3 protein-coding genes are annotated in these 26,837 nt (G+C 40.3%); all 3 read left to right on the top strand.

The features are described 5' to 3' along the window. Positions 1–71 precede the first annotated feature (71 nt). The 3 genes from AB1422_03910 (at position 72) to AB1422_03900 (ending at position 26,392) form a co-directional block, all read left to right on the top strand. Positions 72–24,809 carry a hypothetical protein gene (locus tag AB1422_03910; protein MEW6618482.1) on the top strand — a complete coding sequence of 8,246 codons (24,738 nt, stop codon included), beginning with the start codon at positions 72–74 and terminating at the stop codon, positions 24,807–24,809. A gap of 38 nt (positions 24,810–24,847) precedes the next feature. Then, entirely contained in the window at positions 24,848–25,231 is a 384-nt protein-coding gene (locus tag AB1422_03905; protein ID MEW6618481.1) for a GxxExxY protein, read from the top strand. Between the two features lie 204 nt (positions 25,232–25,435). Further along, positions 25,436–26,392, top strand: coding sequence for a PorV/PorQ family protein (locus AB1422_03900; protein ID MEW6618480.1), 957 nt, complete (start codon positions 25,436–25,438; stop codon positions 26,390–26,392). Positions 26,393–26,837 lie beyond the last annotated feature (445 nt).

The following is a 26,837-nucleotide window of genomic DNA, read 5'->3' as shown; positions in this document are numbered from 1 at the left end:
AAGGTAGTTTCACAACAACATTTACCATTGATACGCAACCTTATGGTTCGACGACGATAACAGCGGTTGGATTGAATTCAGGTAGTGCCATAAATGACTTCAAGATACTGCCAGAGTTATGGTCAGTGGTGTTAGCCGAAGGGACAGTAGGGACAATCGTAACAATCCGAGGCACCGGTTATGCGGCGAATGAGTTAGTTTACATTCACTTTGGCACAACAAAGACAATCACAACGACCTCAGCCGCAATCGAAGGTAGTTTCACAACGATATTTACTATTGATACACAACCTTATGGTTCGACGACGATAACAGCGGTTGGCTTGAATTCAGGTAGTGCCATAAATGACTTCAAGATATTACCGGAATTATGGTCTGTAACGCCAAAAGAAGGAACAGTTGGAACAATCGTGACGATACGAGGCACAGGCTATGCGGCGAATGAGTTAATTTACATTCATTTTGGCACAACAAAGACAATCACGACGACCTCAGCCGCAATCGAAGGTAGTTTCACGACAACATTCACTGTTGATACACAAGGATTTGGCTCGACGACAATAACCGCTGTAGGATTGAATTCTAACAGTGCGATAAATTACTTCAAGATAACTGTTGAGTTATATTCAGTAACACCAACAGAGGGCACAGTAGGAACAATTGTTACGATTAAAGGCACAGGTTATAAAGCCAATGAAGAAGTAAGAATAGACTTTGGCACAACATCAAGTATTACCACAACACAGGCAGATGGAACAGGTAGCTGGACAGTTACCTTTACCATCGATACACAACCTTATGATAGAACCACAATCAAGGCAACAGGATTAACAAGTGGTGGAGAAGGGATTAATTACTTCAAGATATTGCCAGAGTTATGGTCAGTGGTGCTTGCAGAAGGGACAGTTGGGACAATTGTTACGATACGAGGGACCGGCTATGCGGCGAATGAGTTAGTTTACATTCACTTTGGGACAACAAAGACAATTACAACGACCTCAGCCGCAATCGAAGGTAGTTTCACAACAACATTTACCATTGATACGCAACCTTATGGTTCGACAACGATAACAGCAGTTGGCTTGAATTCAGGTAGTGCCATAAATAACTTCAAGATATTGCCAGAATTATGGTCAGTGGTGCTTGCGGAAGGGACAGTAGGGACAATCGTAACAATCCGAGGCACCGGTTATGCGGCAAATGAGTTAATTTACATTCACTTTGGCACAACAAAGACGATTACGACGACCTCAGCCGTAATCGAAGGTAGTTTCACAACGACATTTACTATTGATACACAACCGTATGGTTCGATGACAATCACTGCGGTAGGTCTGAGTTCAGGTAGTGCCATAAATGACTTCAAGATACTGCCAGAATTATGGTCAGTGGTGTTAGCCGAAGGGACAGTGGGAACAATCGTAACAATCCGAGGCACCGGCTATGCGGCGAATGAGTTAATTTATATCCACTTTGGGACAACAAAGACGATTACCACGACATCAGCGGCAATCGAAGGGAGCTGGACTACAACATTTACTGTTAATACACAACCGTATGGTTCAACAACAATTACTGCGGTAGGTCTGAATTTAGGCGAGGCGATAAATGACTTCAAGATATTACCAGAGTTGTGGTCTGTAACTCCAACTTCCGGGACAGTAGGCACGACTATTACGATAAGAGGCACGGGCTATTGTGGGACAGAGGTGGTTTATATCCACTTCGGTATAACTAATACCATTACTACGGTTGTTTCTGATATAGAGGGTAGTTGGACAACAACATTTACTGCCAATGCTCAACCTTATGCGACTACTACTATCACAGCAGTAGGACAACAAAATGCACATCAGGCAAGTAATTTCTTCGATATGAAGAGTAGAATTGTTAAGATAGTGCCACCTAAAGGTGCTATTGGACTTGAAATTACAGTTTATGGTGATGGATTTGGCGCCTCAGAATCTGTCCGGATTGATTTTAGCGACAAACCGACATTAACTTATGTTACTTCTCAACGAAATGGGCAATTTACATCAATCTTTACTGTGCCTGAGGTATCTGCAAATCAAACAGTAACTGCTACAGGTCTTACAACGGGTGCACAAGGGGTAGCTACATTTACCGTTATACCTGGTATCTCATTTATATCACCTGTCTTTGGGACTATTGGAACCATCGTTGATATTAAAGGAAGTGGTTTTGGTGTAGGAAATGAAATAAGAATAGATTTTGGCACAACGAGAAGTATTGTTGTCCTAACTGCTGATACAGGAGGAAGATTTGCTACTACCTTTACGGTTGATACGCAACCTGCAGGTTCAACTACTGTCATGGTTCAAGATGTGCTGACTTTAGACTTTGAAGATAGAATATTTGATATTATTGGCAGAATTACCTATACTACTCCTATCATTGGAACTGTGGGCACAACTATTACCGTGCAAGGTGATGGGTATGGAGCTACCGAGACAATACGGATTAGTTTTGGAACAACTACGACTATCGGAACAGCGACTTCAAATGCGGTAGGAACTTATACCGCTATCTTTACCATTGATACACAACCTTATGGAAATACCACTGTGGTAATTAAAGGTCTAACTTCTGGTGAAGAGGAAATAACCCAGGTATTTATCATACCAAATATTATTGTCGTTTCACCTGATAGAGGTAGTGTAGGCACAATAGTTACTTTGAAAGGAAATGGATACAAGGCGAATGAAAAAGTCCAAATTGACTTTGGTAATTATTCTACTATTACTACCACTTCAAGTGATAACATCGGTTCATTTACTACAACCTTTACTATTGATACCCAGAAATATGGTTCTACAACTATTATTGCCAGAGGATTAGACTCAAGTTATGCTGTTGATGACCTCTCTATTATACCTAATATCATTACCGTTACGCCTTCTATTGGAACTGTGGGAACGATAATAACCGTAGCCGGTAATGGTTATGGGGCGTCAGAGACAATAACCATTAGTTTTGGAACACATCCAACTATAACGACTACTTCTACGGATGAAATAGGGTCATTTACTGCTACCTTTACGATAGATACCCAGAGATATGGAACAACAACGATTATTGCTACCAATATGAGTTCGGCAGAAGGCTACTTCTTCATTATTCCAAATATAATTAACATTACACCCAATAGTGGAACTGTGGGCACGGTAGTAACATTACAAGGTAATGGATTTGGGGCATCCAAGACTTTAAGCATAGACTTTGGAACGACATCTACTATTCAAATTACCTCTACCTATGCCGAAGGCAGCTTTACCACTACCTGGACAATTGATACTCAACCTTATGGTATTACGACTATTACCACACATGGAAGTGAGGATGCATCAGGAACATTTACCATCTTACCTAATATCATTCTGATTACACCGAGTTCAGGGACAGTGGGAATGATAATAACTGTGAGTGGAAATGGCTATGCCGCATCGGATACGGTAAGAATAGCATTTGGTATTACTCCAACAATTCAATTAGTTTCAACAGAAGTATATGGTAGCTTCACTACCACATTTACCATAGATACACAACAATATGGCATAACAACGATTGTTGCTCATGGAGATGCACAAGGCATTTCGGCTCAAGGGACTATTAGTATTCAACCCAATATCATTCTTGTTACACCAACTTCAGGAACCGTAGGAACGATAATAACCTTAAGAGGGAATGGATATTGGGCATTCGAAATAATCAGGGTAGAATTTGGGACTACGCCAACTATACAACTAACCTCTACTTATGCAGAAGGGAGTTGGACTACTACATTTACCATAGATACACAACCTTATGGTATAACCACTATTATTGCTCATGGAAACGGGATATTATCCGCAGGCACATTAACCATATTACCTAATACCATTTTGATTACACCGAGTTCAGGGACAGTAGGAACGATAATCACAGTTCGAGGGAATGGTTATGGAGCATCAGAGATAATAAGGGTAGAATTTGGGACTACGCCTACAATACAACTAACTTCTACCTATGCCGAAGGTAGTTTCACCACCACCTTTACTATAGATACACAACCTTATGGCAGAACAACTATTGTTAGTCATGGAAATGGAATATTATCTGCAGGCACATTGACCATATTACCTAATATTATTCTGATTACACCAAATTCAGGGACAGTAGGAACGATAGTAACATTAAGAGGAAATGGTTATCGAGCATCAGAGACAATCAGGGTAGAATTTGGGACTACGCCAACAATACAGATAATCTCTACCTACGCAGAGGGAAGTTTCACCACCACATTTACCATAGATACACAACAGGCGGGTATAACAACCATTATTGCCTATGGAAACGGAATATTCGCAGAAGGGACATTAACTGTGTCATCGAATATTGTTCTGGTTACACCAGATTCTGGAACAGTGGGAACAGTAATAACCGTGAGAGGAAATGGATTCAGGGCATCAGATACGATAAGAATAGATTTTGGGACAACACAAACAATTCAATTGACTTCTACCTGTGCCGAAGGCAGCTTTACCACTACCTTTACAATTGATACCCAGAATTATGGCTCTACAACAATAACAGCATCAGATTCAGATTTACGGCAGGCGGTTAGCTACTTCAAGATACTGCCAGAACTTTGGTTTGTAACTCCAACCGAAGGGACAGTAGGAACTATAGTAACGATAAAAGGGACAGGATATGAAGGGCAGGAATTAGTTTATATCCACTTTGGCACAACTAACACCATAACGACTACATCTGCAGGTATAGAAGGTAGTTTCACAACAACATTTACCATAGATACACAACCTTATGGCTCTACAACGATTACAGCCTCAGGATTAAGTTCAGATAAGGCAAGCAACTACTTTAAGATATTATCTTCAGTTTATCAGGTTACACCGATTGAAGGAACGGTAGGAACAATCGTTACCATCAGTGGAATGGGATATGGGGCGTTCAAAGACATAACCATACATTTTGGAACAACTAATACCATTACGACTACTTCTACGAATATCGCAGGTTCATGGACTACAACATTTACCGTAGATACACAACCTTATGGCACGACAACGATAACGGCATTAGGTTCTGTGGCAATTAACTACTTCAAGATACTGCCAGAGTTGTGGTATGTCAATCCAGCAGAAGGGACGGTAGGTAAGGTAGTAACGATTCGAGGGACAGGATATACGGCACAGGAATTAGTCTATATCCACTTTGGCACGACCAACACCATAACGACAACATCTGTAGATATAGAAGGTAGCTGGACAACGACATTCACCATAGATACTCAACCTTATGGTTCTACAACGATAACTGCAGTAGGCTTGAATTCAGGTCAGGCAAGCAATGACTTCAAGATACTGCCAGAATTATGGTATGTCAGTCCAGTTGAAGGAACAGTAGGGAGTATAGTAACGATTCGAGGGACAGGCTATGCGGCGAATGAGTTAGTTTATATCCACTTTGGCACGACTAACACGATAAGAACTACTTCTTCAGCCAATGAAGGTAGTTTCACCACTACATTTACCATAGATACAGAACCTTATGGTTCTACAACGATTACAGCATTAGGTTTGAGTTCAGATAAGGCAAGTAACTACTTTAAGATATTATCTTCAGTTTATCAAGTTACACCGACAGAAGGGACAGTAGGAACAATAGTTACGATAAGTGCCGCGGGTTATGGTGCGTTCAAAGACATAACCATACATTTTGGCACGACAAACACCATTGCTACTACTTTATCGAACATAGCCGGTTCATTTACCACTACCTTTACCATAGATACACAACCTTATGGGACGACAACGATAACGGCATTAGGTTCTCTGGCAATTAACCACTTCAAGATACTGCCAGAGTTGTGGTATGTTAATCCAGCAGAAGGGACAGTAGGGAAGGTAGTAACGATTCGAGGGACAGGTTATGCGGCGAATGAGTTAGTCTATATTCACTTGGGCACGACTAATACGATAACGACAACATCTGTAGATGGACAGGGTAGCTTTACGACTACATTTACCATAGATACACAACCTTATGGTTCTACAACGATAACTTCAGTAGGGTTAAATTCCGGTCAGGCAAGCAACGACTTCAAGATACTGCCTCAAGTTTGGTCTGTCAATCCAGCAGAAGGGACAGTAGGTAAGATAGTAACGATTCGAGGGACAGGATATGCGGCGAATGAGTTAGTCTATATCCAGTTTGGCACAACTAACACGATAACGACTACATCTGCAGACATACAGGGTAGCTTTAGCACTACCTTTACCGTAGATACCCAATCTTATGGCTCTACAACTATTACTGCCGTTGGGTTGAGTTCAGATAAGGCTATTAACTACTTTATGGTATTATCTTCAGTTTACGAGGTTACACCGACTGAAGGGACGGTAGGGACGATAGTTACCATCAGTGGGATGGGATATGGGGCGTTTAAAGATATAACTATACATTTTGGCACAACAAATACGATTACCACTACTTCTTCGAATATAGCAGGTTCGTTTACTACTACCTTTACCGTAGATACACAACCTTATGGGACGACAACGATAACCGCTATAGGTTCTAAGGCAATTAACTACTTCAAGATACTGTCAGAGTTGTGGTATGTAAATCCAGCAGAAGGAACGGTAGGCAAGGTAGTAACGATTCGAGGGACAGGATATGCGGCAAATGAATTAGTCTATATCCACTTTGGCACGACTAATACGATAACGACAACATCTGCAGACATACAGGGTAGATTCACAACTACATTTACCATAGATACACAACCTTATGGTTCTACAACCATAACTTCAGTAGGGTTGAATTCAGGTCAGGCAAGCAATGACTTCAAGATACTACCAGAATTATGGTCTGTTAATCCAGCAGAAGGAACAGTAGGGAAGGTAGTAACGATAAGAGGCACCGGCTATGCGGCGAATGAGAGAATTTACATCCACTTTGGTACAACTAATACCATAACTATTGTTTCATCCGATATACAAGGTAGCTTTACCACAACATTTACAGTGGATACGCAACCTTATGGTAGCACAACTATAACAGCGTTAGGGTTGAATTCAGGGCAAGCGACAAATGACTTCAAGATACTGCCAGAATTGTGGTCTGTCAATCCAGCAGAAGGGACAGTAGGGAGCATAGTAACGATTCGAGGGACAGGCTATGCGGCTAATGAGTTAGTTTATATCCACTTTGGAACGACAAAGACGATAACGACTACATCTTCAGCCAATGAAGGTAGCTTTACTACTACATTCACCATAGATACACAACCTTATGGCTTTACAACCATAACAGCGTTAGGCTTAAATTCAGATAAGGCAAGTAATGACTTCAAGATACTGCCAGAATTATGGTATGTTGAGCCAGCAGAAGGAACAGGAGGAAATATCGTAACGATTCGAGGGACAGGATATGCGGCGAATGAATTAGTCTATATCCACTTTGGCACAACTAACACGATAACGACTACATCTGTAGATATACAGGGTAGCTTCACCACTACCTTTACCATAGATACTCAACCTTATGGCTCTACAACGATAACAGCGTTAGGTTTAAGTTCAGGTCAGGCAAGCAATGACTTCAAGATATTACCAGAATTATGGTATGTCAGTCCAGCAGAAGGGACAGTAGGCAAGGTAATAACAATAAGAGGGACAGGCTATGCGGCAAATGAGTTAGTCTATATCCACTTTGGCACAATTAATACCATAATGACTACATCTGTAGATACACAGGGAAGCTTCACAACAACATTTACCATAGATACACAACCTTATGGCTTTACCACGATAACAGCATTAGGTTTGAGTTCAGGACAGGCAAGCAATGACTTCAAGATACTGCCTCAAGTTTGGTCTGTCAATCCAGTAGAAGGAACAGTAGGTATGATAGTAACGATAAGAGGGACAGGGTATGCGGCAAATGAGAGAATTTACATTCACTTTGGCACAACTAATACCATAACAACTACATCTTCAGATGGACAGGGTAGCTGGACAACAACCTTTACCATAGATACCCAATCTTATGGCTCTACAACGATTACAGCCGTAGGGTTAAGTTCAGATAAAGCCAGTAACTACTTTATGATATTATCTTCAGTTTATCAGGTTACGCCGACTGAAGGGACGGTAGGAACAATAGTTACCATCAGTGGAATGGGTTATGGTGCAAATAAAGATATAACTATACATTTTGGCACGACTAATACGATTACAACCACTGTGTCAAATATAGCAGGTTCATTTACTACTACCTTTACCATAGATACACAACCTTATGGCACGACAACGATAACCGCTTTAGGTTCGAAGGCAATTAACTACTTCAAGATACTACCTCAAGTTTGGTATGTCAATCCAGCAGAAGGGACAGTAGGGAGTATAGTAACGATTCGTGGCACAGGCTATGCGGCGAATGAGTTAGTTTATATCCACTTTGGCACAACTAACACCATAACAACTACATCTTCAGATATTCAGGGTAGTTTCACCACGACATTTACAATTGATACGCAGAATTATGGCTCTACAACCATAACAGCTTTGGGATTAAGTTCAGGGCAGGCTATTAATGATTATAAGATAATGCCAGCCGTCTGGTATGTCATTCCACCAAAGGGAACAGTTGGCAGCACCGTGATGATAAGAGGGACAGGGTATGAAGCCAATGAGTTAGTTTATATCCACTTTGGGACAACAAAGACGATAACAACTACATCTGCAGACATACAGGGTAGCTTTAGCACTACCTTTACCGTAGATACCCAATCTTATGGCTCTACAACTATTACTGCCGTTGGGTTGAGTTCAGATAAGGCTATTAACTACTTTATGGTATTATCTTCAGTTTACGAGGTTACACCGACTGAAGGGACGGTAGGGACAATCGTTACCATCAGTGGGATGGGATATGGGGCGTTTAAAGATATAACTATACATTTTGGCACAACAAATACGATTACCACTACTTCTTCGAATATAGCCGGTTCGTTTACTACTACCTTTACCGTAGATACACAACCTTATGGGACGACAACGATAACCGCATTAGGTTCTAAGGCAATTAACTACTTCAAGATACTGCCTCAAGTTTGGTATGTCAATCCAGCAGAAGGGACAGTAGGAAAGGTAATAACGATTCGAGGGACAGGCTATGCGGCGAATGAGTTAGTTTATGTCCACTTTGGCACGACTAATACGATAACGACAACATCTGCAGACATACAGGGTAGCTTCACCACTACATTTACCATAGATACACAACCTTATGGTTCTACAACTATAACAGCGTTAGGTTTAAGTTCAGGTCAGGCAAGCAATGACTTCAAGATATTACCAGAATTATGGTATGTCAATCCGGCAGAAGGGACAGTAGGTAAGATAGTAACGATAAGAGGGACAGGCTATGCGGCGAATGAGAGAATTTACATCCACTTTGGCACAACCAACACTATAACAACTACATCTGCAGCCATAGAAGGTAGCTTTACCACAACATTTACAGTGGATACGCAACCTTATCGTAGCACAACTATAACAGCGTTAGGGTTGAATTCAGGGCAAGCGACAAATGACTTCAAGATACTGCCAGAATTATGGTATGTCAATCCAGCCGAAGGGACAGTGGGTCAAGTAGTAATGATTCGAGGGACAGGCTATGCGGCGAATGAGAGAATTTACATTCACTTTGGTACAACCAATACGATAACTACTGTTTCATCGGATATACAAGGTAGCTTTACCACAACATTTACAGTGGATACGCAACCTTATGGTAGCACAACTATAACAGCGTTAGGGTTGAATTCAGGGCAAGCGACAAATGACTTCAAGATACTACCCGAGTTATGGTATGTCAATCCAGCAGAAGGAACAGTAGGAAGTATGGTAACAATTCGCGGGAGAGGCTATGCGGCGAATGAGTTAGTTTATATCCACTTTGGCACAACAAAGACAATCACGACGACCTCAGCCGCAATTGAAGGTAGTTTCACGACGACATTTACTATTGATACACAACCTTATGGTTCTACAACCATAACAGCATTAGGTTTGAGTTCAGATAAGGCAATAAATGACTTCAAGATACTGCCAGAGTTATGGTCAGTGGTGCTTGCGGAAGGGACAGTAGGAACAATCGTAACGATCCGAGGCACCGGCTATGCGGCGAATGAATTAGTTTATATCCACTTTGGCACGACTAATACGATAACGACTACCTCTGTAGATGTAGAAGGTAGCTGGACCACAACATTCACCATAGATACACAACCTTATGGCTCTACAACGATAACAGCGTTAGGTTTGAGTTCAGGTCAGGCAAGCAATGACTTCAAGATATTACCAGAGTTATGGTATGTCAATCCAGCAGAAGGAACAGTAGGGAGTATAGTAACAATTCGAGGGACAGGCTATGCGGCGAATGAGTTAGTCTATATCCACTTTGGCACAACTAATACCATAACAACTACTTCTTCAGCCATAGAAGGTAGCTTCACCACAACATTTACCATAGATACCCAATCTTATGGCTCTACAACGATAACAGCATTAGGTTTGAGTTCAGATAAGGCAACTAATTACTTTATGATATTATCTTCAGTTTATGAGGTTACACCGACTGAAGGGACAGTAGGGACAGTAGTTACCATCAGTGGAATGGGATATGGTGCGAATAAAGATATAACCATACATTTTGGCACAACTAATACGATTACAACTACTATGTCGAATATAGCAGGTTCATTTACTACAACATTCACTATAGATACACAGCCTTATGGAGCGACAACGATAACCGCATTGGGTTCGAAGGCAATTAACTACTTCAAGATACTACCAGAGTTGTGGTATGTAAATCCAGCAGAAGGAACGGTAGGTAAGATAGTAACAATTCGAGGGACAGGATATGCGGCGAATGAATTAGTTTATATTCACTTTGGCACAACTTACACCATAACGACTACCTCGTCAGCCATAGAAGGTAGCTTCACCACAACATTTACCGTAGATACACAACCTTATGGCTCTACAACTATAACAGCATTAGGTTTGAGTTCAGACAAGGCAATAAATGACTTCAAGATACTGCCAGAATTATGGTCTGTCAGTCCAACAGAAGGAACAGTAGGTAAGATAGTAACAATTCGAGGGACAGGCTATGCGGCGAATGAGTTAGTCTATATCCACTTTGGGACAACAAATACCATAACGACAACATCTGCAGATGGACAGGGTATCTGGACTACAACCTTTACTATAGATACACAATCTTGTGGCTCTACAACTATTACAGCCGTAGGGTTGAGTTCAGGTTCAGCTATCAATTACTTCAAGATAATGGCAGAATTATATTCAGTTACACCGACAGAAGGAACGGTAGGAACTATTGTTACGATTAGAGGAACAGGGTATTTAGCCAGTGAGCAAATAAGGATAGACTTTGGAGTTAAATCAACGATAACGACAACACAAGCAGATGGCATAGGTAGTTGGACAGTTACCTTTACCATAGATACCCAGGCCTATGGTAACACTACCATTAAAGCTACTGGATTAATATCTCAGGGAGAAGGGATTAACTACTTCAAGATACTGCCAGAATTGTGGTATGTCGGTCCAGCAGAAGGGACAGTTGGTCAGGTAGTAACGATTCGAGGGACAGGCTATGCGGCGAATGAGTTAGTCTATATCCACTTTGGCACAACTAATACGATAACAACTATATCTTCAGATATACAGGGTAGCTTTACCACAACATTTACCATAGATACACAACCTTATGGTTCTACAACCATAACAGCGTTAGGTTTGAGTTCAGATAAGGCAATAAATGACTTCAAGATACTGCCAGAGTTATGGTCAGTGGTACTTGCGGAAGGGACAGTAGGAACAGTTGTTACGATACGAGGCACAGGCTATGCGGCACAGGAATTAATTTACATCCACTTTGGGACAACAAATACAATCACGACGACTTCAGCCGCAATTGAAGGTAGTTTCACAACGACATTTACTATTGATACACAACCGTATGGTTCTACGACCATAACAGCGTTAGGTTTGAGTTCAGGTCAGGCAAGCAATGACTTCAAGATACTGCCAGAATTATGGTCAGTGGTGTTAGGTGAAGGGATAGTAGGAACAATCGTAACAATCCGAGGCACCGGCTATGCGGCGAATGAATTAGTTTATATCCACTTTGGCACAACAAAGACAATCACGACGACCTCAGTCGCAATTGAAGGTAGTTTCACAACGACATTTACTATTGATACACAACCGTATGGTTCTACGACCATAACAGCGTTAGGTTTGAGTTCAGGTCAGGCAAGCAATAACTTCAAGATACTGCCAGAATTATGGTCAGTGGTGTTAGGTGAAGGGACAGTAGGGACAATCGTAACGATCCGAGGCACAGGCTATGCAGGAAATGAAACAGTTTACATTCACTTTGGCACAACAAAGACGATTACGACGACCTCAGCCGCAATTGAAGGTAGTTTCACGACGACATTTACTATTGATACACAACCTTATGGTTCGACGACGATAACAGCAGTAGGCTTGAATTCAGGTAGTGCCATAAATAACTTCAAGATATTACCAGAATTATGGTTTGTAACACCAAAAGAAGAGACAGTAGGGACAATCGTTACAATCCGAGGCACAGGCTATGCGGCGAATGAAACAGTTTATATCCACTTTGGCACAACAAAGACGATTACAACGACCTCAGCCGCAATTGAAGGTAGTTTCACGACGACATTTACTATTGATACACAACCTTATGGTTCGACGACAATAACAGCAGTAGGCTTGAATTCAGGTAGTGCCATAAATGACTTTAAGATATTACCAGAATTATGGTCTGTAACACCAAAAGAAGGAACAGTTGGGACAATCGTTACAATCCGAGGCACAGGCTATGCGGCGAATGAGTTAATTTACATTCACTTGGGCACAACAAAGACAATTACAACGACCTCAGCCGCAATCGAAGGTAGTTTCACGACAACATTCACTGTTGATATACAAGGATTTGGCTCGACGACAATAACCGCCGTAGGATTGAATTCTAACAGTGCGATAAATTACTTCAAGATAACTGTTGAGTTATATTCAGTAACACCAACAGAGGGCACAGTAGGAACAATAATTACGATTAAAGGCACAGGGTATAAAGCCAATGAAGGGATAAGGATAGACTTTGGCACAACATCAAGTATTACCACAACACAGGCAGATGAAACAGGTAGCTGGACGGCGACATTTACCATCAATACACAACCTTATGATAGAACTACAATCAAGGCAACAGGATTAACAAGTGGTGGAGAAGGGATTAATTACTTCAAGATACTGCCAGAGTTATGGTCAGTGGTATTAGCCGAAGGGATAGTAGGGACAATCGTCACAATCCGAGGCACAGGCTATGCAGGGAATGAGTTAGTTTACATTCACTTTGGCACAACAAAGACAATCACGACGACCTCAGCCGCAATTGAAGGTAGTTTCACGACGACATTTACCATTGATACACAACCGTATGGTTCGACGACGATAACAGCAGTAGGCTTGAATTCAGGTAGTGCCATAAATGACTTCAAGATACTGCCAGAATTATGGTTCGTTAATCCAGCAGAAGGAACAGTAGGCAAGATAGTAACGATAAGAGGGACAGGCTATGCGGCGAATGAGACAGTTTATATCCACTTTGGAACAACAAAGACGATAACAACGGTATCTTCAGTTATTGAAGGTAGTTTCACAACAACATTTACTATAGATACACAACCTTATGGCACAACGACCATTGTTGCCTCAGGATTGAATTTAGGAGAGGCGATTAATTACTTCAGAGTCCTGCCGGAGGTATTCAGTGTTAGTCCGAAAGAAGGAACAGTGGGAACAATAGTTACTATTTGTGGGACAGGATATGGTGCAAATAAGACAATTAATGTGCACTTTGGAATAACAAATACCATTACTACGGCGAGTTCAGATATAATTGGTTCATTTACCGCAACATTTACTGTGGATACGCAACCTTATGGCACAACGACTATTGTTGCTACAGGTTGTTCGGCAATTAACTACTTTAAGATATTACCAGATGTTTGGTATGTTACGCCTACATCAGGGACTGTGGGAAGTATTGTGACGGTTCGTGGAACAGGCTATGCGGCTTCAGAAGAGGTCTATGTCCATTTTGGCACAACAAAGACGATTATAACTACGGTTTCTGCTCAAGAAGGTAGCTTCACCACGACATTTACTGTGGATACACAAGCTTATGGCACAACAACAATTATTGCGGTAGGATTAGGTTCAGGAGAGGCGATTAATTATTATAGGATAACTCCTGATTTGTGGTATGTCAATCCACAACAAGGCACAGTAGGAACAATTGTTACGATTAAAGGCACAGGTTATACCCCTGGTGAGGTGCGAATAGACTTTGGCACAACTCAAACTATTACTACTACTCAGGCAGATAATACAGGTAGCTTGACGACAACATTTACCATAGATACGCAACCATTAGGTATAACAACTATTGCGGCAACTGGTGCTAATGCTGAAAGGAATATTAACTTCTTCACGATTACTGGTGGCATTAGAATATCGCCAACTACGGGTTCAGTAGGAACGATAGTAACCGTGTTTGGTAATGGTTATGCGGCAACAGAACAAATCTGTGTTGATTTTGGGACAACGCCAACATTAGCCATAACAACAACTGATAATATAGGTTCATTTACGGTAACCTTTACCGTAACGACACAACCTTATGGAACAACAACTATCATTGTTACCGGCCCAAAGGCAGGTTCTGTAAGCACTACTTTCTTCATTACACCAGAACTATTTATGGTCAGTCCAGATACAGGAACAGTGGGAACAGTAATTACTATTCGTGGGACAGGTTATGCCGGGAGAGAAGATGTTTATATCCACTTTGGCACAACGCAGACGATTACCATTACTACCTCAGCTATTGAAGGCAGTTTCACGACGACATTTACCATTAATACACAACCGTATGGCAGCACGACCATTACGGGATTAGGCTTAAATTCCAGTTCAGCTATTAATTACTTTAAGATTATACCACAGATTATTCAGGTTACACCAGATACAGGAACAGTTGGAACAATAATTACGATTCGTGGGACAGGATATGGAAATGGCGAAGATGTCTTCATCCACTTCGGCACGACACAAACGATTACCAGGACTATTACCGATATAGAAGGCAGCTGGACTACAACATTTACTATTGATACACAACCGTATGGGACGACGACAATTATTTCTGTGGGAGAGACTACACCGCAGGCGATTAATTACTTTAAGATTACACCAGAAATAATTATGGTTACGCCAACTCAAGGCACAGTGGGAACAATAGTAACAATTAGTGGGACAGGTTATGCCGGGACAGAAGAAGTCTATATCCACTTTGGAACAACGAAGACGATTACGACTACGGTTTCAGATATCGCTGGTAGCTGGACAACAACATTTACGATTAACCCACAGGCTTATGGCTCAACAACTATTACTGCGCTTGGATTACGGTCAGATTCAAATATTGCTTACTTCAAAGTGTTAGGCGAGTTATACTTAGTTTCACCGAAGGAAGGGACCGTGGGGACGATAGTAACCATTAGTGGAACAGGATATCAACCCAGTGAGACTGTCCAGATAAGTTTTGGTAACAAGACGACGATAACTACAGGTCATGTAATAGACACAGGCGTCTTTATCCTTACATTTACAATTGATACGCAGGTTTATGGGTCAACAACAATTATTGCCACTGGTCTCTCATCAGCCATAGAAGGTATTAATTACTTTAAGATAATACCAGATGTAATTATGGTGAGTCCATCAATTGGGACCGTGGGGACAATCGTTACCATTCGTGGGACTGGTTATGCCGGATTAGAAGAGTTGTATGTCCATTTTGGCACGACAAAGACAATTACGACGACCTCAGCCGCAATTGAAGGTAGTTTCACGACAACATTTACTATTGATACACAACCTTATGGTTCAACAACAATTACTGGGGTAGGATTTGGTTCTGGAGAGGATATTTCCTACTTTAAGATAACACCTCAAATTTGGGATGTTACACCGACTTCAGCGACAGTAGGAACAATAATTACCATTCGTGGCACAGGTTATGCCGGGACAGAGGATGTCTATATCCACTTTGGCACGAATAAGACGATTACTACTACTGTTTCCGCCATAGAAGGAAGTATTACAACAACATTTACCATTGATACACAACCGTATGGCACGACAACGATTCTCGCAGGAGGATTGAAGTCTGCTGAGGCAATTAATTACCTGAAGATAACTCCACAATTAGTTTCAGTAACACCAACAGAGGGAACAATAGGAACAATAATAACTATTTGTGGAACAGGTTATGCCAGCAGTGAGACAGTTTATATCCACTTTGGAATACGCAATACTATTACCACTACTGTTTCAGGCATCGAAGGAAGTGTGACAACTACCTTTACCATTGATACTCAACCTTATGGAACTACAACTGTGGTAGCATTGGGCTTGAAGTCCGCAGTTGCCATTAATTACTTTAAGATATTACCGGCATTGTTTATGGTCAGTCCAACAGAAGGGACTGTAGGCACAAAAGTAACAATAAAAGGTAATGGTTATATTGGGACAGAAGAGATTTATATCCACTTTGGCACAACCAGGACGATTACCACGGTTATCTCAGAGATACAGGGAAGCTTTACCACAACATTTACAGTGGATACACAACCTTATGGGGCAACAACTATCACTGGCGTTGGTAGTTGTAGTGAGTCAATTAACTACTTTAAGATTACACCAGAGTTGTGGTTTGTAACTCCAACAAAAGGAACAATAGGAACAATTCTAACTATTCGTGGAACTGGTTATACGCCAGGTGAGGTGCGAATAAACTTTGGCACGACAGAATCTATCACCCTTACTCAAGCAGAAATAGAGGGAAGTTTCACCACGACATTTACCGTAAATACGCAAATATTAGGTAAGACAACGATTAGAGCCACAGGTATTAATCAGGAAACCAATATTAACTATTTTGTGATTATTGGTGGAGTTGAGGTATCGCCGACATCTGGCACGGTGGGGTCAATAGTGACGGTATTTGGAACAGGATATGCGGCAAGTGAAGAGATAAGGATTAATTTTGGCACAACACCTTCAATTACGAAAGTTATCGCTACTGAAGCCGGAACATTTACCGTGACCTTTACCATTGATACACAACCTTATGGCACCACTACCGTTAGAACGATAAGTTCAGATACAGGTTCAGCCACAACTTACTTTACCATTCTACCCGACCTGTGGCAAGTTAATCCATCAGAAGGGACAGTAGGAACAATCGTTACTATTCGTGGGACAGGTTATGCCTATCAAGAAACAGTCTATATCCACTTTGGGACAACGCTTACCATTACAACCACTCAAGTAGCTATACAAGGTAGCTGGACGACGAAATTTACAGTAAATATGCAACCTTGTGGGAGCACAACGATTACGGCGATAGCCGATAAATCAGGTTTTGCCATTAACTACTTTGCGATACTACCAGAGATATATGCTGTAACTCCAACTAAAGGCACAGTAGGAACAATAGTTACCATTAAAGGTAGTGGTTATAGATCTAATGAAGAGATAAGGGTAGATTTTGGCACAACACCGAGTATTACGGTTATTACTTCAAGTGAATCAGGAACATTTGCTACTACATTTACTATAGATACTCAACCTTATGGCACGACTACGATAATTGCACAAGGTTCATTTGGCAAAGGGACAAATTACTTCAAGATAATTCCAGATGTATGTCTTGTTACACCAACAGAGGGCACCGTTGGGACAATAATTACTATTCGTGGCACAGGTTATGCCGGGGGAGAAGATATTTATGTGGACTTTGGGACGACAAAGACAATAACAACTACTATGTCAGATATTCAAGGTAGTTTCACAACAACATTTACGATTAATACGCAACCTTATGGCACAACGACAATTATTGGGATTGGATTAACTTCTTCGCAAGCACAGAATTACTTCAGAATTCTACCAGAGATATTTATGGTTACTCCAACTGAAGGAACGGTAGGGACAATAGTTACCATTAGCGGAACAGGTTATGGTGCCAACAAAGTGATTTATATCCACTTTGGGACTACTAAGACTATTACGACTACTACTTCAACCATCGAAGGCACCTTTACTACTACCTTCACGGTTAATACACAACCTTATGGGTCAACAACGATAATTGCTACAGGTTGTCAGGCAATTAATTACTTCAAGATATTACCCGATGTTATCTATGTGAGTCCAGGTCAAGGTACGGTAGGAACCATTGTTACAGTTAAAGGGACTGGTTATGCCGGAACAGAGGAGATTTATATTCACTTTGGGATAACTCAGACGATTACAATAACTATTTCTAAGATAAATGGTACCTTTACTACAACCTTTACCGTTGATACGCAACCTTATGGGTCAACCACGATAATTGCTTTAGGATTAAAGTCAGGTCAAGATTATGACTACTTCTTTATAAATCCGATGACTTATGTTACACCACAACAAGGGACCGTAGGACGATTGATAACCGTTACCGGTCAAGGATATAAGTCAGGAGAGAATATCTCAATACACTTTGGTCAGACGCTAACTATTTGTTCAACCGCAGCCGCAGTGGAAGGTAGTTTTACGGCGATATTTACCGTTGATACTCAAACTTTTGGAACAAAGACAATTACAGTAATTAGTGATAATTCGCAGATGATTAATCTATTTAAGATAAGAGGTGGGGTGGTGGTATCGCCGAGAAGCGGTATTGTGGCAACTCAAGTTATTTTGTATGGAACAGGTTTTGGAGCGAGTGAATTCATCACGGTAGCTTTTGGTGGTAATCCAACCATATCTTGTGCAACAACTTCTGATAATGGGACATTCTCAACGCAATTTATGGCTGATGTTCAGATACCTGGTCCGGTGGTAATTAGTGCCAGTGGTTTGATAACAGGTGAAGTAGCATCTACTACCTTTACGCTGGTCAGAATATTCTTAAATCCAGATGGTGGTCATGGACAAGAAGGTGCTACTACTCAGATTTCAGGTAGAGGATTTATGGAAGGAGCAACCGTAAGTGCTAATTCTATTAAATTCAATGGTGCATTTACCGCACAACATGCCACAATAACTATTCAACCAGGAGGTATTTTACCAACAACTACTTTGACATTACCAGCGATGCCGTGGGGAACTTATACGGTTCATATGATAGTCTCAGGCGAGGAATTTGTATTTGCAGATAGTTATAGGGTTGTCCCGTGGATTATAATGAATCCATGTGCAGGTAGTGGTCAAACGGGTAATACAAGTACTATAACAGGTTCAGGATTCTATGGGACGACAGGTGGAACGACTATACTAATGAATAGTATTAAGGTAGGTGGCAATCCGACTGAACATCCAGAAGTGGTTGTATCTGATGTGGGAACATTCTCAGTTACAGTTGCTCTGTCACAATTTAACCAGGCAGGGTATTATGCGGCAGATATTGTTCAGAATAAGGAAAATATCGGTTCATGGACATATAGATTTGAAAATGTCTATTATCGAACTTCACCACCTCAGTTACGATGGACAGGAGAGTCTGGTTATACACAGGATGGACTTAATCCAGAAGAGGGTCTAAATACTACAATTTATACTTACCGTATAAGATATTACGATTTTGATAATGATGACCCATTACCTGGCTATCCAAAGGTGATTATTTATAAAGGTGCTAATGTTTATGCTTCATTGACTATGACAAAGATAGATAGTTATCTACCGAGGTCAGCTCCACGATATGAAAAGCAAACAACCCTTCCAGATGGAATGTACTCCTATTATATTGTGGCGTATGATAAATGGGGAGCGCCAGCCAATGGTGTCTCAGGAGTATGGCGTGAGGGACCAAGAGTAGGACAATTCCCAACACTTAGCTGGGTAGGCGCACCTGACTATATCAATACGGGTGTATCTCCAAAAGTTGGCTCTGAGGGAACGCTATTTAATTATCGGGTAGTGTATCGAGATTCAAGTAATCGGCCACCAGTATTTGGGACAAATAGCCCAATAGTGATTATAGAAAAAGATGGATTACCCTATGCCACTTATACTCTGGGTACTATTTCCTTGCTGGGAGGAACTGCAACTCCTTATCGAGATGGTGTGATTTATGGTACCGAGACTTCTCTGGTAAGAGGTTCATATACACATAGATTTAAAGTACAAATAGCCATAGGAACGGATACATTTATAGAAGCACAAGGAACGCCAACATTAATCAATTCAGGACCAACAGTGGTAACCCTTCCATATCTTAGTTGGTTAGGAGCACCAGGATATACGGATGATGGCGTAGAACCCGATACTGGACAGATAGGAGATATGTTCGAATTTAAGGTGAGATATACAGGTTCTACTGGACCTGAATTGATACGACTATATCTTATGAGTCAAAGTGGAACAACTACTTATTATGAAATGATACAAGATAGCGAAAATTGGGAATATGGAGTTACATTTACAACAAGATTGAGTATTAACTATGGTGGGATGAATTCTTACAGAATTGAAGCGAGAGCATATGGTCAACCAGTAGGTGGCACCCCGACTTTATGGCAGAACGGACCATTTATTAATCGTGCTCCAGTTCTTGCATTTGCCTCTCCAGGATTAGAACCAACTTATGGTAATAATGAAACGATATTTACCTACAGAATTAGATATTCTGATGCTGATGGTAATATGCCAGCGTATATAGTGGCACAATATACTTCTCCAGGTGGTAATCCGGGAACACTTAATTTACAGTTAAGTAGTGGAACATTATCTGATGGTATTTATATAGGTACTATGACAGGTTTAGGAGAAGGGACATGGACATATAGATTTGCCGCGGCGGATATTTATGGAATGGTAGCTATTGGGACTCCTACTAATCTATTCTCTGGTCCTATAATTCTTCCTGGACTAACTTGTCTTACAGGAACTGAGATACTGCCCGTGAATCCTATAGTAGGTTCTTATATTACCTTCAAAGTGACATATTTTGACTATGAGAATATAAGACCAGCACCAGGTTATCCCAAGCTATATGTCTATTTAGGAAATCAATTGTTTGTGACTACTGGACTTTACGAAGAAACACTAGGTGATACTGATTATACTGATGGTAAAGTTTATCAGATAAAGACAATAATATTAGCTTTAGCGGGCACATATACGCATAAATTTGAAGCAATGAATCAGGGCGGTAGAATAGCCATTGGTAGTCCGACAATGAGACAAATAGGACCTGCTGTTGGAAATCAACAAACTCAAAATAGAATACCATCATTGAGCTGGGTACAACAGGATGGTTATCGGACTGATGGTGTTAATCCAAATTCTGCCAAACCAGAAACGACAATTACTTATAAAGTGCTGTATAAAGATTTTAATAATGATTATCCTATGCCAGGTTATCCGCAATTAAATATTTATAAATCGGATAGAACCTTATTGGCGACGGTGACGATGACATTAGAGTCAGGTGATGGTGATTGGATAGGTGGTGCGGTTTATGTGTATGCAACTAATACATTGATAACAACAGGGAATTATTACTATAGCATGGAGGCTAAAGATTGCTGGGGTGGTAATGCCGCTGGTGCACCAGTATATCAATATTTAGGTCCAAAGATTAGTCTGCCACCTATTTTGAGTTGGACGGGTGAACCTAACTACCAAGAAGGTGGAGTTTATCCGATAAGTACTTCTCCATATAATCTTTATACTTATCGGATAAAATATCAAGATTCCGCAGGTAACCTGCCATATGGCAATAGGGTATGGGTAAAGGTTTATAGAGAGGGAAGCTTACTCTATACACTTCCAATGTACTATGTTTCCGGTAACCCTCTGACTGGTCAGATACATTCACTGATATATCCACTGACTCTACAGGGTATTTATACATATATATTTGAGGCAAAGAATATAAATGGAGTTTCAGCTGAAGGCACACCAACCTGGACTTTGATGGTTGGACCAATAATTAGTAAGCCACCAGTATTAAGCTGGGCAGGAATTACTGATTATCTGTATGATGGTATTGAACCAGAAACAGGTAAATCTGGAGATACATTTACTTATCTGGTAAAATATACCGATGCTGATAATGACCCACCATTAGGTGGCTATCCATTACTGTATGTTTTTAGAGGTGATAATGAACCCGTGCCCGGTAGCCCTTATGTGATGGACCATAATGACCCATTAGATATAACTTATACAGATGGTAAGTTATATAAGAAAGAATTACCATTATACTTAACGGGCACAGACTATAAATATAGATTTGAGGTAAAGGATATAAAGGGAGTTTCATCAGTTTATCCTCAATCTCAGCCAATGGGAACAAAGACAGGACCTAAAATAAGTAATCCACCTGTATTAAGTTTTATTTCACAAACACCTTATAATGGCACAAGCGGGGTGGATATTCAAACTGGTGCAAAACCCAAAGTAGTTACCTTTAAAGTGATATATCAAGATACTGATGGAGATCCTCCGTCGCCTACCGATGGTGTAAAAGTATATATCCGTCGAAATGGAGCGGGGTATCCTTATGAGGGTATAGGTTATCCGATGATGTATAAAGTTCCTATTGATTATGTTAATGGAGTAGAATATTATACTGTTATCAGTTTACTTTATTCGGGGACATACACATATCGTTTTGCGGCAAAAGATAGAAATGGAGTATTAGCTCTTGGAACACCAACTCAAGAATATATTGGGCCTATATTGACCGGGGTTGATGCTCCTGTCGCACCGCTCTTGTTATGGACAGGTGAAAGGAACTATCTGTATGATGGGTTAGACCCAGAACAAGGTGAGCCTGATAGCACTATATTTACCTATAGAGTAAAATATAGTGATGGGAATAATGAGGCACCATTAGCCGGATATCCACGGGTAAAAATCAAGACTACAGGAGGAGCTGAGACAATCTTACCGTTAACCAGAGTAAGTCCCGCAACGGTTACTTATGCGGCGGGTGTCCTATATGAAACAAGGACTACTTTACCTGCACCTACAGGTATCTATACCTATCAATTTGAAGCAAAAGATATAACAGGATTGACAGCTGGTGGTGCAGGGATTCAAGTGAAGATAGCACCTGCTGTTAATAGTGCACCAGTATTATCTAATGGTGATGTGAATCCACCTAGTGGTAATGTAAGCACCAGGTATACTTTCTCAGTTAAATATCAAGATTCAGAAGGGAATGTGCCTTATTCTGGCTATCCGAAGGTTCATATATTAATTGGTGGAGTAGATATTCCAGGGAGTCCAATGATACTACCTTATCATGATGGAGGAAATATTAGTTCTGGTAGGGTATATTCTAATCCTCTAATAATACTACCATATAATAACTCAAATTATTCCTACTATTTTGAAGCAATGGATATATATCGGAAGATGGCAACACCTACTTCTACTAATTATGGTCCTGTAGTTACTGGTGGAGGTAATTGGAGACCAGAATTATCATGGGTAGGGACAGGTGGTTATGTATCTGATGGATTAGACCCGGAAATGGGGACAACGGGAACTATCTTTACCTTCAAAGTTAGATATCGTGATTTGAATAATGACCTGCCAAAACCTGGCTATCCACTATTGCATGTTAAAAAGAATGGTGATGAGGTGGCTACTTTAACTATGACCTGGTTTAATGATGGAATTGGAACGCAAAGTTGTGGAATTTATATGGCAACTACGACTTTACAGACGGGAAGTTATAAATATTGGATTAATGCTTATGATCCGGCTAATCTAGATGTGAAATTACCTGCTACTGGAGATAAGACTGGACCTGCTGTAACCAATGCTCCAATACTTACCTGGACAGGTGAGTCTGGATTTACATCTGATGGAGTTGACCCTGATTATGGAACAGTAAATGTAACTTCATTTACTTATAAAGTTCGATATTATGATATAGATGGTGATGAACCTCAATATATCCATCTCTGGCTATATAAAGATGGTGTTCGTATGGCTGGTAGTCCCTTCCCATTAAGTTTAGTTCCGGGTAGTGGACCTAAATGGGATGGTTATTATAGAATTGTGTTCCCTTGCTTTACAGAACCGGGCACATATACATATCTATTTAATGCAATTGGAAAAGATGGGATGATGTGTGTTGGTTCAGCAACAGGAGGGACGATGACAGGACCTATTGTCGTCATACAAGGTAGTCCTGCACCGCCAATTACTCCACCTCTGAATGGGACGACAACAGACTTTAACTTAATCGATGCTTATAACTGTCCAAACCCAACTTATGATGGTATAACAGATATAGTTGGTGTATTAGATGCAACCGCCCAAGTCGTCGGATTAAGAGTAATCGTGAATATTTATGATATTGCTGGTGATCTGGTGTGGACTGAGGAAAAAGCAGGCATAGCCTCTACTTCAAGAAATACTGTTCAGGGAGTTAAACAGGTAGTTGAGATTGAATGGAAGGGTAGAAACGATGTTGGTAAAGAAGTAGCTAATGGCGTCTATATCTTTAGAATGATAATCTCCAACAACGAAGGTAAGACGATGTCGAAACTTGGTAAGATTGCCGTGATTCGATAAAGAACCACGAATTACACGAATTATACGAATTAAAGAAGATGAAGGAAGAAAAAATAATCTATAGGGAACTTTCTTATAAAGTAGTTGGGTCAGCGATGGAAGTACATAGGGAGTTAGGTTATGGATTCCTTGAATCAGTGTATGATGAAGCCTTTGGTATTGAATTAGAGAGAAGTGGTCTGTATTTTGAATATCAAAAAGAATTACCAATATTTTATAAAGGGAAAAAATTAGAAAAACAATTTAGAGCCGATTATCTTATAGAAAAAGAGATTCTTGTAGAAAATAAAGCAACTAATAAAGGTATTACAGAAATTGATGAGGCTCAAGTGCATAATTATTTAAAAGCAACAGGATTAAGATTGGGAATAATAATAAATTATGGATTACCATCATTAGAATATAAACGGATTATAAAATAAAAAAATTCGTATTACACGAATTAAGCGAATTAAAAATGAAGGGAGGGAAAGTAATTGTAGTGTTCAGTGGTGAGCAATCGGGAGTGAGAGATTTAGTGCACTATGCAGAGTAATGAAAGATATGTTTTTTCAGAAGGATGAGTGATATATAAAAAAATTCGTAAAATTCGTGCAATTCGTGGTTAAAAAAAGAAGGTGATTAAAATGAAACGGTTACTTATAACTTTAATCATAATTTGTTGTTTACCGTGTGTTATTTATGCAGAAACTGGAGATGCAGGCCAGGCGGCACGGTATCTACGGATAGGCGTAGGGGCAAGGGCACTTGGTATGGGCGGAGCTTATGTCGCGGTTTGTGATGATGCCTCTGCAACTTACTGGAATCCCGCAGGATTGGTGCAACTATCTCAACGCGAAATGACCTCAATGACCTCTTTAATGTCCCTTGACCGTAAGTATAATTTCTTGAATTATGTAGTCCCGCTTGAAAATCAAACTATAGGTATTTCCGTGATAAACTTTGGTGTAGAAGATTTACGGGAGATTGTTAAAAAAAATAACCAGGACATAGAATTAGGTAGATTTGATGATAGAGAGAATACATTTATGTTTTCTTGTGCCTGGGAAAAGACTGATAAATTATCCCTTGGCGTTAACCTGAAATATCTAACTCAACAGATGAATCCATCGCAGGCAAATCCAAAAGGGAGAAGTAAGGCAAGTGGATTAGGTTTAGATATCGGAGCGTTATATGATATTTCAGATAAATTTAAAGCAGGATTAATGTTACAGGATGTCCGCAGTTACCTTAAATGGGAGACTGACCATACAGATAGATTACCCATAGCGGTGAAATTAGGTGTGAGTGGAAAGTTTTTTGGGAATAAATTAATTATAGCTACAGATTTAAGCCAGGTTGAAGATAATCATAAGACAAAGATATACGCAGGGTTAGAATATTGGATGAAAGAGAATTTAGGGATAAGAGCTGGAGTATTTGATAGTTATGTTACCGGCGGCTTAGGTTTTATCTTTCCTGCAAAAACAATTAATCTTCAATTAGACTACTCATTTGGCCCCGATAGATTTTCTGACTTCAAAGATAACATCTCTGGGTCAGAAAGATACAACCATCGCTTCTCATTATCGGCTAAGTTTTAAGTAAGACCAAAGACTATAGACCATAGACTATAGACAGAAGAGAGATAGATGGTAGCCGTGTTTGTATTCTGCGTGAGATATAGCAGTTATTAGTCAAAATTTTACTCAGGGTGAATAAGTAAAAAATCCCAAATCCCAAGCACCAAATCTCAAATAAGCACCAAATTCCAAATAAATTCCAAACACCAAATTCCAAAACCTATTGCTTTATCAATTTTGTTAAAGGGAGTTGAATATTTTGCTCAATAATGTCAGATTTAGGTTTTTCAATAATTGAAGGACACACCTCTAACCCCTCTCAAGAGGGGAATATAACTCTTCTTTAATTCTATTGCCTCATTGAAAAGCACTTCTCCTTCTTTTGTTTGGAATTTTGATTTTTGGTCATTGGAATTTATTTGTAATTTGGAATTTGTGATTTGGAATTTTGTAATTCACTCACTAT

Source organism: bacterium (genome assembly GCA_040757115.1).
Classification (GTDB): domain Bacteria; phylum UBA9089; class CG2-30-40-21; order CG2-30-40-21; family SBAY01; genus JBFLXS01.
This window is presented reverse-complemented; position numbering and strand designations above follow the sequence as displayed.